Consider the following 16591-nt stretch of genomic DNA (forward strand, 5'->3'; position numbering starts at 1 on the left):
GCCCCTTCAGGGCCGAGCACCATCCGCGCACCGAAGGGGACCACCGTTGACGCACCGACAGCAGGAGTGGACATGACCGACGCCATCGCGACCGAGACGGTCGACGGGTGTGTCGTGGTCACGCCCACCGGCGCCCTCGACGTGGCGACCTCACCGGCGCTGCACACGTGGGTGCACCGCTGCCTGGACGAGGGCGCGACGCTGCTGGTGCTGGACCTGTCGGAGGTGGAGTTCATTGACTCCACAGCATTGCGGGTCCTCGTGTCGGTGCACAAGCGGCTGCGGGACACCGAATCGGGTGGATTCGCGGTGGTGTGCCCGCACGCCCGGATCCGACGGATCTTCGACCTGACCGCGCTCGACCGGGTCTTCACCCTGACCGACACCGTCGACGAGGCCGTGATCGCGCTCAAGGCGCCCTGAGCGGCAGCGCTCACGGACCGCTGACCCCGGCGTCCGACGGCGCCGGCACGGGGTTGCGCAGGCCGGGGTGCTCCGGCGGCAGGGCCCGGCGCAGCACCCACCAGCTCGCCGTCAGGCACCCCGCGACCAGCGGCCAGGTGAGCACGGCCTGGGCGGTGGCGAGCCACGTCACCTGACCGGCCCACCACAGCGGCACGAAGATCAGCAGGCGCACCAGGTACTGGCCGACCCACACCCAGCTGGCCGCCTGGTAGGCCCGCAGCAGCGGCGGGTCGCGGCGCCACCGGGCCTTCTGCCCCAGCACGGTGCCGACGATGAGCCCGAGGAACGGCCACCGCACCAGGATGCTGCCGGCCCAGGCGAGCGCGCTCGCGGCGTTGGTCAGCAGCCGCACCAGGAAGAAGTCCTCGGCCCGGCCGGTGTGCAGCGCGACGATCGCGCCCAGGCACACCAGCAGCAGGCTGACCACGGTCGCGGCCGGCGCCCGGCGCTGCCGCAGCCGCCAGGCCGCGACGGCGGCGCCGGCGAGGACCGCGATCCCCGCGCCGAGCGCGATCGAGCGCCCGCCGGCGAGCCAGCCGCCGGCGAAGCCGACGACGGGCACGACGCTGTCGAGCGCGGCCCGCCGCCCGCCGAGCAGGTCGGCGAGAGACTCGTCCCCGTTGTGCACCGTCCACGCCCTCCAGAACCAGGCTCGACCGAGGTAAGCCTGCCCTATCATGCCCGGTGCCGGTCGGGGAGTCACGATCGCGGCAGGGTGTCCGGATCGACCAGCGCGGCCGCGTCGTGCCCGCCGAGGTCCTGGCGCAGTTGGTCGACGCGGCCGAGGAGGCTGACGGAATCGAGGACGGCGACCGCGCTCGGAAACACCGTGTGGACCTGCTCGACGGCGGCGATCAGCGCCGCCCGCAGCCGCGTGTCGTCGGTCTCACCGCCGTCGGTCCAGTCCTTGAGCAGCGCGGCGAGGGCCAGCAGCAGCCCGGCGAGCGTGCCGCGGTCCAGGGCCGGCGGCTGCCCGGCCCGGTCGTAGAGCCGGTCGGTGGCCAGCGACACGCCCCGCACCTGCAGCGTGATCCGGACCAGGAACAGTTGCTCGTCGCGCAGGTCGGCGAGCTGCCGGCGGAGCCGGCCGGCGGCGACGTTGAGCCGGGCGGTCTCCTCGACCCCGGCGAGCTCGGCCGCCGCGGCGGCGCTGAGCTCGGACAGCCCCCGCGACGTGGGGATCCAGTCGTGCCGCTCGGTCGGCGCCAGGACCGGTCCACCGGCGCGGCGGTCCAGCTCGGCGGCGATGTCCTCCAGCACCGTGACGCACGTCGCGGCCCAGTAGTCCAGTGCCTCGCGGGCCTGCCGCACGCGGGGGCGTTCCGGCACGATCACGGCGACGAGCAGCCCGACGACACTGCCGATGGCGACGTCGACGAAGCGCCACTGCCCGTAGCCCTTGGCGACCGGCGCCAGCACGAGCACCGCCACCATCGCGATGGTGAGCTGGTTGCGGGCGAGCGGGGTGTTGGTGATCTGCCGGGCCACGGCGAGGGCGGCGAACGCGGCGAACGCGAGCGACCACCAGGTGAGCCCGAGCAGCTGCACCCAGCCGATGGCCAGGGCGGTGCCGACCAGGTTGGCGAACAGCAGCTGCAGGCCGGTGGCGACGGACCCGTACACACTGGCCTGCAGCGTCAGGATGGCGACGATCGGGGCGAACAGCACCGCGGCGTTGTCGTCGAGGTGCCGGGCGAGGACCCATGCCACGGTCGCGGCGACGGTGGTCTTGAGGACGGTCAGCCAGCTCGGCCGGCTCTTCGGCACGCTCGTCAGCAGCGCGCCGAGCGGCTCGGTGACCAGAGCCCTGGACTTCGACGTGGGCTTGGGCCGGGCGGGATCCACGTGACGAAAGCCTACCGGCACACCGGATATGGTCGCAGCGTGCGCAGCTACGACCACCCGAACCTGTTCAACTTCCGCGACCTCGGCGGTTACCGCGGCCGCGACGGCCGCACGGTGCGCTGGCGGCGGCTCTTCCGCTCCGACTCGCTGAGCCGGATCGACCCGGCCGACGCCGCGTCGTTCACCGCGCTCGGCGTGCGGACCGTCATCGACCTGCGGCGGCCGCGTGAGGTCGCCCGCGACGGCCGGGTCCCCGAGTTCGCCGGGCTCACCTACCACCACCTGCACCCGGAGCACGCCGAGTGGGAGGACGCGACCGACAACGACGAGCCCAGCGACGCCCGCTGGCTGGCCAACCGCTATCTCGACCTCGCCTACGGCGGCGCGGCGGCGATGGTGGCCGCGGTCGCCGTCATCGCCGAGGCCGACAACGCGCCGGTCGTCGTGCACTGCGTGGCCGGCAAGGACCGCACCGGGGTCGTGGCCGCGCTCACCCTCGCCGCGCTCGGCGTCAACGAGCGGGACATCGCCGAGGACTACGCGCTGACCGCGGCCGCGACGGACCGGTTCACCGAGCACATGCGCCGGGTCAACCCGGAGATGGCGACGATGCCGGCGCGCTACCTGATGTCCCCGGCCGAGGCGATGCTGCTGTTCCTCGGCGACCTGCACCGGCGGCACGGCTCGGTGCGCGCCTACCTGCTCGAGTCGGGACTGTCCGAGGCGCACCTCGCGGCGCTGGACGCGCACCTGCTGGAGGATCCGGCGTGAAGATCTGCGTCGTCGGCGCCGGCGCGGTCGGCGGGGTCATCGGCGTGCGGCTCGCCTCGGCCGGGCGGCCCGTGTCGGTCCTGGCCAGGGGCGCCACCCTCGCCGCGATCAGGTCCGGGGGGTGGCGCCTGCGAGAGGTGGACGGGCGGCGCACGGCCCACGTCACCGCCTCGGACGACCCGGCCCGGCTGGGTCCGCAGGACCTGGTGTTCCTCACCGTGAAGGCGCACTCGCTGCCGGCCCTGGCGCCGTCGCTGGTCCCTCTGCTGGGTCCGGACACCGTGGTCGTGGCGGCGCTGAACGGCGTGCCGTGGTGGTTCCTGCACCCGCGGCGGCTGCACAGCGTCGACCCGACCGGCAGCATCGCCGCGAGCATCCCGGCCTCCTCGCTCGTCGGCTGTGTCGTGCACCTCAGCGCGAGCGTGGCGGCGCCGGGCGTCGTGCGGCTGCAGGCCGAGAACGAGCTGATCCTCGGCGCCGCACGAGGTGGAGGCGCAGCCGGTCCCGACCCGGGCCCGGCGGCGGACGCGCTGCGCGGCGCCGGGTTCTCCGTGCGGGAGTCCGCCGACGTCAAGGCCGACATCTGGTACAAGCTGTGGGGAAACATGACCGTCAACCCCATCTCGGCGCTGACCGGCGCGACCGCCGACAAGATCCTCGACGACGACCTCGTCAACGGGTTCGCCCACGCGGTCATGCGCGAGGCCGCCGAGATCGGGGCCAGGATCGGCTGCCCGGTCGGGCAGAGCCCCACCGACCGCAACGCGGTGACCCGCAAGCTCGGCGCGTTCAAGACCTCGATGCTGCAGGACGCGGAGGCGGGCCGCCCGATCGAGCTCGACGCGATGCTCACCGTGGTGCGCGAGATCGCCGCCACGGTCGACGTGCCCACCCCGTCGCTGGCCGCGCTGCTGGGCCTGACCAGGCTCGCGGCCCGGGAACGTGGCCTGTATCCGACAGCTCCCTGAGCCCCTCCGGCCGCTACCGTAAGGGCATGATCGGCTCCACCGGATGGTCCACGCCCGAGGCCCTGCGTGCCGAGGGGACCCAGCGCCGTGCCAGCAGCCCCGTCAAGACACTGACCGAGCTGCGCACCGCCACCGGCCGCGACCCCGTCGCCACGATCGCGGCGTCCAACGCCGAACGCGTCGCGGACCTCGTGCCGATCCGCATCGGCCGGATGATCAGCTCGCCGTTCGCGTTCCTGCGCGGCTCGGCCGCGGTCATGGCCGCCGATCTCGCCGCGGGGACCGCCGACACCGGGCTGCACGGCTACATCTGCGGTGACGCGCACGCCGCGAACTTCGGCTTCTTCGCGTCCCCGGAGCGCCGGCTCGTCATGGACGTCAACGACTTCGACGAGACCGTCGTCGGCCCCTGGGACTGGGACCTCAAGCGTCTCACCGCGAGCCTCGTCAGCGCCGGCCGCGAGGCGGGGCTGCCCGACGACGAGTGCCGCGACGCCGCCCGCGACTGCGCCACCGGCTACCGCACGGCCCTCGCCGAGCTGGCCGACATGCCGCTGCTGGACGCGTACTACCTCACCACCGACCACTCCACCCTGGAGCACTTCGGCATCGGCGACCTCGCCGACACCTTCGACCGGGTCCGCAAGAAGGCGAAGAAGAACACCAGCCGCCGGGTGGCGCAGAAGTTCACCCAACGCCTCGAGCACGACGCGTGGCGCTTCAGCCCCGCCCCGCCGATCCTGGTCCCGCTCGACTCGACCGAGGCATTCCCCGTCATCGAGTCCCTCGACGGCTACGCCTCGACCCTTGAAGAGGAGATCCGCGCCCTGTTCGGCCGCTACGCCGTCGTCGACGTGGCGCACCGCATCGTCGGCCTCGGCAGCGTCGGCTACCGCTCCTACGTCGTGCTGTTGCACGGCAACGGCGACGAGGCCCTGGTCCTGCAGGTCAAGCAGGCCCGCGCCTCGGCCCTGGCCCCCTATCTGCCGCCGGTGCCGGACCAGCACGCCGGCGAACGCGTCGTGCGCGGCCAGCGCTGGATGCAGACCGTCAGCGACGTGCTCCTCGGCTGGACGAGCATCGACGGGCAGCCCTACCTGGTCCGCCAGTTCCGGGACATGAAGGGCTCGGTCGACCCGACGACCCTGCGCGCCGGCCAGCTCGACGACTACGCCCGCGTCTGCGGTGTCGTCCTGGCCCGGGCGCACGCCCAGTCGATCGATCCGCGCACCCTGTCCGGCTACTGCGGGGCCCCGGACACCGCCGACGGCGACGAGTTCGACGCGGGGTTCGCCGCGTTCGCCGTCGCCTACGCCGACCAGACCGAGGCCGACCACGCCGCGCTCGTCGCGGCCGTGACGGCCGGCACACTCCCGGCGGTGACGGGGATCTAGCGCCCGTTCGCGCTTGTGACATCGATCAACGGCTGGCACACTGCCCACGCGCGCGTCTTGCGGGGGAGGCAGAAACGTGGTGCGTTTTCGGTTGGGTGCCGTGCTGGCACTGACGCTGGTCGTGGTCGCCGGGTGCACGAAGGTGCCGGCCGGGGTCGACAAGGACATCGTCGACGAGTGGGCCATGATGGGCGAGGCCAAGGTGCCCGAGCCCAAGGCCGGCGACTGCTGGGCCAGCACCTCCATCTCCGTGTTCAGAATGACGGCGGCGTCGACCACGGTGGCGCTGTGCGACGGCCCGCACATCGGCGAGATCGTGCAGGTCGGGCACTTCACCGGCGCCCTCGCCGAGGCCGACTCGCCACCGAAGCTGGACCAGATGGTCGACATCTACACCGCGTGCGACGCCGAGGTCACCAAGTTCCTCGGCGCCTCGTGGCAGCTCGGCCGGGCCCGGATGCTGCTCTTCCCGCCGACGAGCACCCAGTGGCGGGGCGGCGCCCGGTTCTACCGGTGCGACGTCGCGTCGCTCAAGGGCGCCCACGGTGAACTGGAGAGCCGGGTGGCGACGCTGAAGGACAGCATGAAGCCGGGCAGCGACCGGCTGGACGGCTGCGCGGTGCTGGACAACGGCACCGACTGGTCGGGCGACATGACGCCGGTGGTCTGCACCGCACCGCACGACGTGGAGTCCATGGGACTGATCACGGCGAGGTCCGGCGCGTACCCGGCGACCTCGGAGGCGGCGAAGACCGTCTTCGACACCCTGTGCGTGGACAAGATCCGTGAGTACACCGGCGGCGGTATCAACGCCCTGGCGGACGCCAAGGCCCGGTACACGTACCCGCGCCACGCCGCGAGCGTCGAGGAGTGGAACGCCGGCAACAAGAACGCGACGTGCTGGGTGCTGCTGCCGAAGAAGATCACCCGCTCGCTGAAGGGCAACGGCAGCAAGGCGGTCTGACCGCACCTCTTGTCTCGTTGATCAACTACTGGCACACTGCCCTCGCACATCTCACGGGGAGGCACAGTCGTGTCGCGTTTTCGGTTGGTCGCCGTGCTGGCGCTGGTGCTGGCGTCGGCCGCGGCATGCGCACGGGTGCCCGCGGGCACCGACAGGAGCCTCGTCGACGACTGGTCGATGCTGGCCGAGGCGAAGGTGCCCGTGCCCAAGGTCGGCGACTGCTGGCGCACCGACACCAGTGACGTCTACGACATCATCGACCTGCCGGGCGGTGTGCTGGGGGCGCCGTGCGAGAACTCGCACGTCATCGAGACGACCTTCGTCGGGCAGTTCACCGGCGCGCAGGCCGAGGCCGACCGGGCGCCGTCGCTGGAGCAGCTCGCGGACCAGTACAAGGTCTGCGACGAGGAGACGACGAAGTACCTGGGCGGCGCCTGGGCCGGCGGCCGGCTGCGGATGCTCGTGTACCCGCCGACGAGCGCCCAGTGGAAGGGCGGCGCGCGGTTCTTCCGGTGCGACATCGCCGCGCTGCGCACCGAGGCCGGGATCCTCGACCCGCGCAAGGAGACGCTGAAGGGCACCCTGCAACCCGGCGGCTCCATGCTGCTGGGCTGCGCGAACCAGGTCGGCAGCAAGGAGAGCTGGAGCGACCTGACGCCGGCCGAATGCACCGCGGCCCACGACACGGAGTTCGTCGGCGTCATCGTCTCGGCGATCGCCACCTACCCGGCGGACGACAAGGCCATGGACACCGCGTACAGCGACCGGTGCTGGGCCCAGGTCCGCGCCTTCACCGGCAGCCCGGACAGCGTCCTGGGCAAGGCCGACGTCAGGTACGGCTACTGGATGATGGCCGACAAGGACGAGTGGAAGTCCGGCCTGCGCACCGCACGGTGCTACGTGATGCTGTCCAAGAAGATCACCCGCTCGCTGAAGGGCAACGGCGGCACCGCCATCTGATCGCGCGACGCCCGCGCTTGCCACTGAACCGCTAAACGCATTCAGCCTCGGTTGACCGTGCGCTGACAGGTGACACCTGTCAAAGTGGCGAACTGCGACACGTCAAACTGATCTCCGGACGCCGAGGGGGTGCTGCCGATGCCGGCCGGTCGGGTGACCCTGCTCGACGTCGCGCAGCGCGCCGGCGTCTCCCGCACCACCGCCTCCTTCGTCCTCACCGGCCGCCGCGACATGCGCATCTCCGCCGACGCCGAGCAGCGCGTCCTGCGCGCCGCCCGCGAGCTGGACTACCGGCCCAACCTCACCGCCCGCAGCCTGCGCACCCGCGTCACCCAGACGATCGGCCTGGTCTCCGACACGATCGCCACCGACGCCTTCGCCGGCCAGATCATCCGCGGCAGCACCGCCACCGCCCTCACCCGCCAGCACCTGCTCTTCATCGGCGAGACCGAGGGCGACCCCGCCACCGAGAAACGCCTGGTCCAGGACATGCTCGACCGCGGCGTCGACGGGTTCCTCTACGCCGCCATGTACACCCGCCAGATCCGCATCCCGGCCGCGCTGCGCGGGCACCCCGTGGTCCTGGTCAACTGCCTCGCCGGCCGCCGCGCGGTCAGCGTGGTCCCGGACGAGCTCTCCGCCGGCCGCGCCGCCGCGACGGCCCTGCTCTCGGCCGGCCACCGCGACGACATCCACATCGTCGGCGAGTCCGCCGACCACGTGTACGCCGCCCGCAACCGCCGCGCCGGCATCGACGAGACCCTCGCGGCCGCGGGCACCCGCGTGGCCGGCACCATCGAGTCGACGTGGTGGCCCGATCCGGCCTACGAGGCGGTCCGGCAGTTCCTCACCACCGGCACCCGGGCGACGGCGTTCATCTGCCTCAACGACCGGGTCGCGATGGGCGTCTACCAGGCGCTCACGGCGGCGGGGCTGCGGATCCCGCAGGACGTGTCGGTGGTCGCGTTCGACGACTCGGACCTGGCGTCGTGGCTGCGGCCGCAGCTGACCTCGGTCGCGCTGCCGCACTTCGAGATGGGCCGCCGCGGGATCGAGCTGCTGCTCGACCCCGACCGCGAGGAAGGCACCCACCTGATCGACATGCCGCTCATGTCCCGGGCCTCCGTCGGACCGCCGCCGTGACCATCCGGGCAGGCGTCGGGAGAGCGGGCGAGCCGGTCCGGCAGTCCCGCGGCGAGTGCCGCAGCGGCCCCACCATGCCCTCGTCCCACCCCGCCGGCTGGGTGAGCACCAGCCGCGCCGCCCGGCTGGACCGGAGGTCCCCTTGCCGTCGACCGCCGCGCAGGGCATCCGGCCCGTCATCAGTTGACGCGGCGGGGTCCGCTCACCGGGTGACGTGGTGCGGGGTCCGCGGGCCCGGACCCACCGTCGCGGCCAGGGCCAGTGCCGCGGCCCGGCCGGCGCGGTTGGCGCCGACGGTGCTCGCGGACGGCCCGTAGCCGATGAGGTGCACCAGCGGCTCGCGAACGGTGGCGGTGCCGTCCAGGCGGATGCCACCCCCCGGCTCCCGCAGGTGCAGCGGTGCCAGGTGGCTGAGCGCGGCCCGGAATCCGGTCGCCCAGATGATCACGTCGGCGGGTTCGAACGAGGTGCCGGACATGACGCCGCCGGCAACCAGGCGGTCGAACATCGGGTGGCGGTCCAGGGCGCCCTTGGCGAGTGCGGCCCGGACCAGGGTGGTGTAGCCGAGGCCGGTGACGCTGACGACGCTCTGCGGCGGCAGGCCGGCGGCGACCCGCGACGTGACCGAAGCGATGACGGCCCGGCCGCGGTCCTCGGTGAACTCGCCGTCGTGGAACTGCGGTGGGCGGCGGGTCACCCAGCGGATCGACGCGGCGACCCCGGGCAGCTCCGACAGGACGTGGACGGCGGAGTTGCCACCACCGACGACGATGACCCGCTGCCCGGCGAACTCGGCCGGGCCGCGGTAGGCGGCGTAGTGCAGCTGCCGGCCGAGGAAGTCGCCGGCACCGGGGTACGCCGGGACGTACGGCCGGGACCAGGTGCCGGTCGCGTTGATGATCGCCCGCGCGTGCCAGTCGCCGGCGTCGGTGGCGACGACGAAGCCGGGGGTGACCGCGCGGACCCGGACCGGCCGTCGCACGTCGAGCTCGAAGTGCCGCTCGTAGTCGGCGAAGTACGCCGCGACCACCGGTGCGGCGGGGCCGTCCGCCGGCGGGACGAAGGGCATCCCCGGCAGGTCGAAGATGCGGTGCAGGTCACCGACGCCGAGGGACGGCGCCCGGTGCTGCCAGGCGCCGCCGGGCGCGTCGTCGGCGTCCAGGACGGTGAAGTCCAGGCCGAGCCGGCGCAGGTGGTAGGCCGCGGACAGCCCAGCCTGCCCCGCGCCGATGACAACGACGTCCGCGTCCACGATGGGGAGAACCCCACCGTGGACGCGGATCTTCCGGTTGGTGACCCAGCTAACGGGTCATTTCGCCTTGCCCTTGGTGAGGCCCCAGGCCGTGGTGTTCAGCGTGTCCTCGGTGCCGAAGAGGCCCTCGTTCGGGAAGAACTCGTCGTCGCCGAAGTCGTAGTCGACGTCGTCCGCGGTGCCGCCGACGTTGTCCGGGCCGACCCCGAAGAGGCCGGGGAACGCGCCGCCGGCGTCCATGAGGTTCGGGGTGGTGTTGAGCGGGTCGGTGTGGAAGTTGCCGTAGAGGTGGCCGCCCTCGTGGGCGACGACGTTGCCCAGCGCCCGCCCGATGAACTTGATCTTGTCACTGGCGGGAGTGATGTACGTGTTGAGCGACGCCGCTCCACTCGGGTCACTGAGCACGTCCAGCAGGACGATCGCGCTGTCCTCGGTCGCGTAGTTGCCCGGGTCGATGAACTGCGCGATGCCGATGGTGTCGATGCCCGACTCGGCGATCGTGCCGCCGACGACGATGCGGTGCACGTTCGGCTGGCCGAACGGGTCCGGGTCGTCACGGCTGTTGAGGATCTTCAACCCGAAGCGCGGGTTGGTACCGCGGGCCTTCGCGTCGGTGATGATGCTCTCCCTGACCGAGGCGATGACCTCGTTGATCACCTTGCTCTCGTCGGCGGCGGTCAGCCCCCACTTGCCGAGGAAGCCGGCCAGCGGCGACAGGGTGCGCACCCCGGGACCGCCGAAGATCGCGGTGTTGATCCGGGCGCCGTCGAAGTCCAGGAAGAGGGTCTGGACGGTGCCGTTGTCCTGCGCCTCGGGGCCGGGGCGGTAGGCCTCGAGCGTGATGTCGTACAGGCCGGCGGTGCCGCCCACCTCGACGGTGAACCGGCCGGTGGTCGCGGCGACCTGCGACACGACCGCGTTGCCGCCGCCGGGCAGCGGCGAGGACGGCGCGTAGATGAAGCTCGCGTCCTGCTCGGAGCCGAACACGGTCCGGCCCGACGGGTCGCGGACGGTGAGCCGGGTGCCGACGCCGGTCACGGACGCCCCCAGGACGTCCCCGGCGAGCAGGTCGACGGCGTAGAAGTCCCGGTCGGGGAAGGCGAGCGAGGCGTTGAGCAGGTACGGCCCCTCACTGCCGGACCCGAGCCCGCTGCCGGAGTCGAACGGGTCGGCGGGGAACACGGTGCCGGTGCCGAACCCGGAGATCAGCAGGTAGTAGGTGCCGGACGCGGTGAACGTGAAGTCGAGCAGGCTGTCCAGGCCCGGTCCGCCGTCGTCGTCGGTGCCGACGAGCACGCCGGCGGCGTCGTACAGGCCGATGACGGTGTCGAGCGGTCCGCTCGGCGTGTCGGTCCCGGCCAGCAGCTGCTGACCGGCGAGCGCGGTGACCTTGATGAAGTCGAAGTCCCCGGTGTCGTCGCCCGCGCTGCCGTGCGGGCCGTCACCGATGTCGCCGCTGGTCGCGACGCCCTTGCGTCCCGCGCCGAACAGCAGGTCCGACGCGATCGGGATGGCGCCGTTGTCCTCCGCGCCCGCGGAGACCGTGGACAGGCTGACCGTCTCCGGCGAGAGCTGCCCGAGCACGCGCGCCCGGTTGTTGACCTTCTTGCCGGTCCCGAAGCCCTTGACCAGCTCGGCGGTGGCGTGGCTGTCGTTGGAGCCGAACGTGCCGCGCGGCTCCGCCTCGTCGTGCAGCAGCGGTGACGTCGCCGCCGCCGTCAGCGAGTTCTTCTTCAGGTTGGCCCGGGCGGCCGCCTGCGTCTTGGCGACTTCCGACCAGTAGTACTTGTCGACCTTGCTGTTGTCGCGCAGCAGCGCGGTGTAGGGGTTGACGGCGTTCTGCGGGGCCTTCAGCGTCGACTGCTGCTTCGGCACCACCTGGATGCCTGCGGCGAGCTGGCGCTTGATGCCGTCGCTGAGCTCCTTGGCCGGCGCCGCGGTGGCGGGGCTCTGTGGCAACGCCACCAGAGCCGCACCTACCAATCCGGCGACAGCGAAACTCGCGAGCCTTTTCCTCACTTGGCCTCCCCATTGAGTCAGGCGTTTCGTGCACGCTATGGCCTGCAAGGTCGTCTCCACTACCCCCAACCGCTGTCAATACGAGATTTAACAGATTGAATGATCAACGCCTATGTTGATCTCGGGACGCCGGGGCCGGCCGGGCCTCGCCTAGAGTGTTGGGGTGCCGAACGCCGTCAGCCCCACGCAGCGCCTCCTCACCGCCGATGACCTGACCGCCCTGCTGGCCGAGCGGTTCGGCCTGGCCGCCGTCCACTGTGGACAGCTGAGCGGGGGGACGTTCGCCGCGGTGTGGCGGGCGACGCTCGACGACGGGCGCGACGTCGTGGTCAAGGTCGGGCCGCCCGCCGGGGTGCCGCTGCTGCGATACGAGCAGGGCGTCATCGCGGCCGAGGCGCGCTACTACCGGACGGTCGGCGCGGCGACCCCGCACGTGCCGGTGCCGCCGGTGCTGCACGCCGACGACGACGTGGTGGTCGTCGGGCTGCTGCCCGGCCGGCCGCTGACCGAGCTGCCCGGCGAGGACGCCGAGACGGTCCGCGAGCAGCTCGGCGTGGCGCTGCGGCACCTGCACACCGTGACCGGCGGGCACTTCGGATACGACGGTGCCGGCCGGGCGTCCGGGACGACGTGGCGGGACGCGTTCACCGCGATGACCGCCGACCTCCTGGCCGACGCCGCGGACTGGGGCGTGCCGCTGCCGGTCCCGGCGGAGGAGATCCTGGCCACCGTCGACCGGCACGGCGACGCCCTCGACGAGGTCGAGCGGCCGGCGCTGGTGCACTTCGACCTGTGGGACGGCAACGTCCTGTGCGACGGCACCCGCCTCACCGGGCTCGTCGACGGCGAGCGGTACTTCTGGGGCGACCCGCTGTATGACTTCGTCTCCCCCGCCATCGGCCGCCGGATGGAGGAACTGCCCGAACATCCCGTGTTGCGCGGCTATTACGGCGGACCCGGACCGCACACGTTCACCGCGACGCAGCGCCGCCGGCTGATGCTGTACCGGCTGCAGTTTGACATCCTGCTGCTGGCCGAGATGCCCAGCCGCGGCATGGTCGGCGACGAGGCCAGGGAACGCCACGAGTGGGTGACGCCGCGACTGCTCGCCGACCATCAGGATCTTGGTCGCCCGGCCACGGTGTGATATAGAGGACGCTACATACGGTAAGGGTGTCGATGGGCAGACGACAGATCCTGATCACTGCGGTGTATGGCGTGCTGATGACGGCGCTGGGCTCCGTGGTGTTCGTCGCGCCCGACCTCGATTCCGTCGCCTGGGCCGGGATCGGCCTGTGCGGCGCCGGCGCGATCGTGTTCGGCATCCGCCGGATCCAGCCGCAGCGCCCCGGACCCTGGTGGGCCCTGGCCGGCGCGCTCGTGGCGATGACGGCCGGCGACTTCATGTTCGGTCTGATAGTGGACGCCGGCGCCGACCCGCCGCCGCTGGCAAACCTGTGCTACCTGGCGATGTTCCCGCTCGTGGCGACCGCGCTCATCGGCCTGACCCGCACCTCGTCCGCCCTCGGCGGCCGGGCCGGCCTGCTGGACCTGCTCGCCGTCGGCGGCGCCGCGCTGCTCGCCGCGTGGGTGTTCATCGTCAGCCCGCGGCTGGGCACCGGCTCGGTGACCGCCACCGAGTGGTCGATCCAGGCCGCGTTCACCCTCGGCGACGTGATCGTCCTGGTCGTCACCGTCCGGCTGGTCCGTGCCGCGCCGCGCAACCCGTCGGCGGTCCTGCTCGCCATCGGCGCCGCCGGGATGCTCGTCGGTGATGTGGCGTACGGGATCGCCCAGTCCGGCGGTGGGCTCGCGCCCGGCGGCCCGGCCGACCTGGCCTACGTGGTGCTGTACGCGACCTGGGGCGCCGCGGCGCTGCTGCCGTCGATGGTCCGGCTGACCGACCCGCCGGCCAGCCCGCCACCGGGCGACGAGCCGGGCCGCGGCCTCGGCATGGTGCCGCTGCTCGCCGCCGTCGGGGTCGCCCCGGTCGTCCTGGTGGGCCAGGCGCTGACCGGCCCGGTCCACGACGGCCCGGTGATCGCCGTCGCGTTCGGCATCAGCCTCGCGCTGCTGGTCACCAGGCTCAACGACGCCGTGCGCCGGCACGCCGACGGGCTGCGCCGCGAGCGGACCCTGCGGCACGCGGGCACGGTCCTGGTCAGCGTCACCGACGCCGGGGCGGTCGCCGTCGCCGTGCGGACCGCGGTCCGTGAGCTGCTGCCGGTCGACGCCCCGCACGTCATCGTGGTGGACTCCAGCCTCACCGACCTGCTGCCGCTCAACGAGCTGTCCGCGCCGCGGGTCGTGCCGCTGCACCTCACCCCGCCGCTGTGGCACGAGCGGCTGGGCGACTTCGGATACGTGCTGGTCTGTCCCCTGGACGCGGCCGTGCTCTACATCGCCGCCGAACGCCGGGACCTGCGCGTCGTCGTGGACGCGGTCACCGTCCTGGCCGGACAGGCCGCGCTCGCCCTCGCGCGGATCGCGCTCACCGAGGCGGCCAGCCGCCGCGACAGCGACGACTACCTGCGGGCCGTCGCCGAGCACACCAACGACGTCGTGCTGGTCCTCGACGACGACGAGCGGATCCGGTACACCAGCCCGTCGGTGACGGACCTGCTCGGCATCTGGCCCACCCCGTTCGCCACGCTGCGCGAGATCGTCAGCCCGGACGACCGGGACCAGGTCGACGCGACCCTCGGCGTGGCCCTGACCGGTGGCCGGGACGGCACCCGCGACACCTGGAGCCTGCGCCGCCCCGACGGCACCCGCGTCCTGGTCGAGGTCCGCTTCCGTGACCTGCGTGACGACCGTCTCGTGCGGGGCATGGTCATCACCATGCGCGACGTCACCGAGCAGCGCCGGCACGAGCTGGAGCTGCTGCGCCGCCACTGGGAGGACACCCCGGGCGCGGCGAACCGGGACAACTCCGCCCGGAAATATCACTGAGAAGCGTCACAGGTTCCGCTTGGCCGGTGGGTGGCACTGCGTGCCATGCTGAACTGTGGCTACCACTGAAGCGGTCCCTGTCGCGCGGCGCCGGTCGCTGCTGCGCCCCCTGGTCTTCGCGCTGACCCTCGTCTCCGTCCTGACGCTGCTGTTCGGCGTGCCGTGGTGGTCGCTGGTGCAGTCGGGCAACGCGTGGCCGCTGGGTGTCCGCGTCACCGGCACCCTGGTCTTCGCCGTGGGGCTGGTCGGGTTCCCGGTGCTGATGATGCTCGGGCACGGCCGCCGGCACCTCGACTGGGCGTCGCGGATCGCCGACACGACCCTCGGCGTGGTGTGGCAGCTCTTCGTCTGGGCCGTCGCCGGTGACCTGCTGCGCCTCGCCCTGCTCGCCGGCGGGGTCGGCGACCCGCTGCGCTCCAGGGTGGTGGCCGGGTTCACCGCGGTCGTCGCGGTCGGCCTGCTGCTGTGGGGCTTCGTCGAGGCGATGCGGGTGCCGCGGGTCCGCCGCGTGGAGGTCGCCATCCCGCGGCTCGGCGCCGGCCTGGACGGCCTGAAGGTCGTCCTGCTCACCGACACCCACTACGGCCCGATCGACCGGGTCCGCTGGTCCAAGGGCGTCACCGAGGTCGTCAACGGCCTGGACGCCGACATCGTCGCGCACACCGGCGACATCGCCGACGGCACCGTCGAGCAGCGCACCGCGCAGGCCGCCCCGCTCGGCGACGTCAAGGCCCGCCACGCCCGGGTGTACGTGACGGGCAACCACGAGTACTACGGCGAGGCCGAGGGCTGGCTGCAGCGGATGGGCGAGCTCGGCTGGGAGGCGCTGCACAACCGGCACCTGGTCGTGGAGCGCGGCGGCGACCGGCTCGTCGTGGCCGGCGTCGACGACCGCACCGCCGCCGGCACCGGCCTGCAGGGCCACCGCGCCGACCACGCCACCGCCCTCGCCGGCGCCGACCCGGACCTGCCGGTGCTGCTGCTGGCCCACCAGCCGAAGCAGATCGTCGACGCCGTCGAGCACGGCATCGACCTGCAGCTGTCGGGCCACACGCACGGCGGTCAGATGTGGCCGTTCCACTACCTGGTCCGGCTCGACCAGCCGGTGGTGCAGGGCCTGACCCGGCACGGCGCGCGCACCCAGCTCTACACGAGCCGTGGCACCGGCTTCTGGGGCCCGCCGTTCCGCATCTTCGCCCCGAGCGAGATCACCGAGCTGACCCTGCGCCGAGCCTGACCGGCCGGTGCCAACACGCTTCTCATGATCCCGTCGACGTTGTGTACCCAGACGTACCCAAAGTCGACGGGATCATTAGGAAGTACCGGAAAAGGGACAGTCCTATCACGACGGCCGGTGAGGTGGCGCGTCAGGGCACGACGGTGACGGGCCACTTGCCGGACTTCACCAGGCGGACCGCGAGGGAGCCGACGAACCGGTGACCGAGCCGGGAGGAGGCGCCGACGACGACCGCGTCGGCCCGAAGCTCCGTCGCCGCCCGGACGATCTCGGAGTAGGGGTCGCCGCGGACCGCGACGAACTCGGCGCGGATCCCGGCGTGCACGGAGCCCGCCTCGACCTGCCGCCGCATGTCCTCGGTGGCCTCGGTGATGGCCTGCTCGACCGCGGCGTACGCGCCAGGGGCGAAGACGCTGGCGGCTGGCACGCCGGCGACGTAGACCACGACGAGCCGGGCACCCTGCCGGCGGGCCAGGCCGGCGGCATACGCGCCGGCCCGCAGCGACGTGTCGGAGCCGTCGACGCCGACGACGATGACCTTCGGGCCGTCCGTGCCCAGTTCGAAGACCACGGCACCAGCATGCCGCAGCCCCCGGCGGATCCGCATCCGGGGGCCGCGGC

General features: G+C 72.7%; 15 protein-coding genes. 10 read left to right on the forward strand and 5 right to left on the reverse strand.

Going from position 1 to position 16591, the window contains the following annotated elements:
* The first annotated feature begins 72 nt into the window (after window positions 1-72).
* On the forward strand, window positions 73-423 hold the full coding sequence (locus Dsi01nite_RS13725; RefSeq protein ID WP_203846512.1) for an STAS domain-containing protein: 351 nt from the start codon (window positions 73-75) through the stop codon (window positions 421-423).
* A gap of 10 nt (window positions 424-433) precedes the next feature.
* Here Dsi01nite_RS13725 and Dsi01nite_RS13730 read toward each other — a convergent pair whose 3' ends face one another.
* Window positions 434-1093: a DUF3159 domain-containing protein gene (locus tag Dsi01nite_RS13730; RefSeq protein WP_239135876.1), complete on the reverse strand. Its 660-nt coding sequence runs from the start codon at window positions 1091-1093 to the stop codon at window positions 434-436.
* Between the two features lie 71 nt (window positions 1094-1164).
* Window positions 1165-2310: an FUSC family protein gene (locus Dsi01nite_RS13735; protein ID WP_203846514.1), complete on the reverse strand. Its 1146-nt coding sequence runs from the start codon at window positions 2308-2310 to the stop codon at window positions 1165-1167.
* Between the two features lie 39 nt (window positions 2311-2349).
* On the opposite strand from Dsi01nite_RS13735, the gene Dsi01nite_RS13740 reads away from it, so the two are divergent.
* The 6 genes from Dsi01nite_RS13740 (at window position 2350) to Dsi01nite_RS13765 (ending at window position 8510) form a co-directional block, all read left to right on the forward strand.
* Window positions 2350-3081: a tyrosine-protein phosphatase gene (locus Dsi01nite_RS13740; protein ID WP_203846515.1), complete on the forward strand. Its 732-nt coding sequence runs from the start codon at window positions 2350-2352 to the stop codon at window positions 3079-3081.
* Window positions 3078-4049: a 2-dehydropantoate 2-reductase gene (locus Dsi01nite_RS13745; RefSeq protein WP_203846516.1), complete on the forward strand. Its 972-nt coding sequence runs from the start codon at window positions 3078-3080 to the stop codon at window positions 4047-4049. Before Dsi01nite_RS13740 ends, Dsi01nite_RS13745 begins: the two co-directional genes overlap by 4 nt.
* A gap of 26 nt (window positions 4050-4075) precedes the next feature.
* Window positions 4076-5443, forward strand: a complete 1368-nt coding sequence (locus Dsi01nite_RS13750; protein ID WP_203846517.1) for a DUF2252 domain-containing protein — start codon at window positions 4076-4078, stop codon at window positions 5441-5443.
* A gap of 79 nt (window positions 5444-5522) precedes the next feature.
* The gene (locus Dsi01nite_RS13755; protein WP_203846518.1) at window positions 5523-6407 is read left to right on the forward strand and encodes a septum formation family protein; all 885 of its coding nucleotides are present in this window, start codon (window positions 5523-5525) and stop codon (window positions 6405-6407) included.
* A gap of 69 nt (window positions 6408-6476) precedes the next feature.
* Window positions 6477-7367 (forward strand): septum formation family protein, encoded by an 891-nt coding sequence (locus Dsi01nite_RS13760; RefSeq protein ID WP_203846519.1) that lies wholly within the window; start codon window positions 6477-6479, stop codon window positions 7365-7367.
* 138 nt (window positions 7368-7505) lie between these two features.
* Entirely contained in the window at window positions 7506-8510 is a 1005-nt protein-coding gene (locus tag Dsi01nite_RS13765) for a LacI family DNA-binding transcriptional regulator (protein ID WP_203846520.1), read from the forward strand.
* 202 nt (window positions 8511-8712) lie between these two features.
* Here Dsi01nite_RS13765 and Dsi01nite_RS13770 read toward each other — a convergent pair whose 3' ends face one another.
* Window positions 8713-9792, reverse strand: coding sequence for an FAD-dependent oxidoreductase (locus Dsi01nite_RS13770; RefSeq protein ID WP_203846535.1), 1080 nt, complete (start codon window positions 9790-9792; stop codon window positions 8713-8715).
* 27 nt (window positions 9793-9819) lie between these two features.
* Complete coding sequence (locus Dsi01nite_RS13775) at window positions 9820-11727, reverse strand: pre-peptidase C-terminal domain-containing protein (protein WP_203846521.1); 1908 nt, start codon at window positions 11725-11727, stop codon at window positions 9820-9822.
* Between the two features lie 217 nt (window positions 11728-11944).
* Here Dsi01nite_RS13775 and Dsi01nite_RS13780 point away from each other — a divergent pair, with 217 nt between their 5' ends.
* Genes Dsi01nite_RS13780 through Dsi01nite_RS13790 form a run of 3 tightly spaced genes read left to right on the forward strand, consistent with a single transcriptional unit; the run spans window position 11945 to window position 15970 of the window.
* Entirely contained in the window at window positions 11945-12928 is a 984-nt protein-coding gene (locus Dsi01nite_RS13780; RefSeq protein ID WP_239135878.1) for a phosphotransferase family protein, read from the forward strand.
* Between the two features lie 32 nt (window positions 12929-12960).
* On the forward strand, window positions 12961-14733 hold the full coding sequence (locus Dsi01nite_RS13785; protein ID WP_203846522.1) for a PAS domain-containing protein: 1773 nt from the start codon (window positions 12961-12963) through the stop codon (window positions 14731-14733).
* Window positions 14734-14788: 55 nt separating this feature from the next.
* On the forward strand, window positions 14789-15970 hold the full coding sequence (locus tag Dsi01nite_RS13790; protein ID WP_203846523.1) for a metallophosphoesterase: 1182 nt from the start codon (window positions 14789-14791) through the stop codon (window positions 15968-15970).
* A gap of 130 nt (window positions 15971-16100) precedes the next feature.
* Here the strand turns inward: Dsi01nite_RS13790 and Dsi01nite_RS13795 are convergent, their stop codons facing one another.
* Complete coding sequence (locus Dsi01nite_RS13795; protein WP_203846524.1) at window positions 16101-16577, reverse strand: universal stress protein; 477 nt, start codon at window positions 16575-16577, stop codon at window positions 16101-16103.
* Window positions 16578-16591: the final 14 nt, after the last annotated feature.

Origin of the sequence: Dactylosporangium siamense, assembly GCF_016862795.1 — a bacterium.
Classification (GTDB): domain Bacteria; phylum Actinomycetota; class Actinomycetes; order Mycobacteriales; family Micromonosporaceae; genus Dactylosporangium; species Dactylosporangium siamense.

Bases quoted from the DNA above. Each gene is read 5' to 3' on its own strand.
- Dsi01nite_RS13725 (WP_203846512.1), top strand. From the start codon at position 73: ATGACCGACGCCATCGCGACCGAGACGGTCGACGGGTGTGTCGTGGTC.
- Dsi01nite_RS13750 (WP_203846517.1), top strand. From the start codon at position 4,076: ATGATCGGCTCCACCGGATGGTCCACGCCCGAGGCCCTGCGTGCCGAG.
- Dsi01nite_RS13765 (WP_203846520.1), top strand. From the start codon at position 7,506: ATGCCGGCCGGTCGGGTGACCCTGCTCGACGTCGCGCAGCGCGCCGGC.
- Dsi01nite_RS13785 (WP_203846522.1), top strand. From the start codon at position 12,961: ATGGGCAGACGACAGATCCTGATCACTGCGGTGTATGGCGTGCTGATG.
- Dsi01nite_RS13795 (WP_203846524.1), bottom strand. From the start codon at position 16,577: ATGCGGATCCGCCGGGGGCTGCGGCATGCTGGTGCCGTGGTCTTCGAA.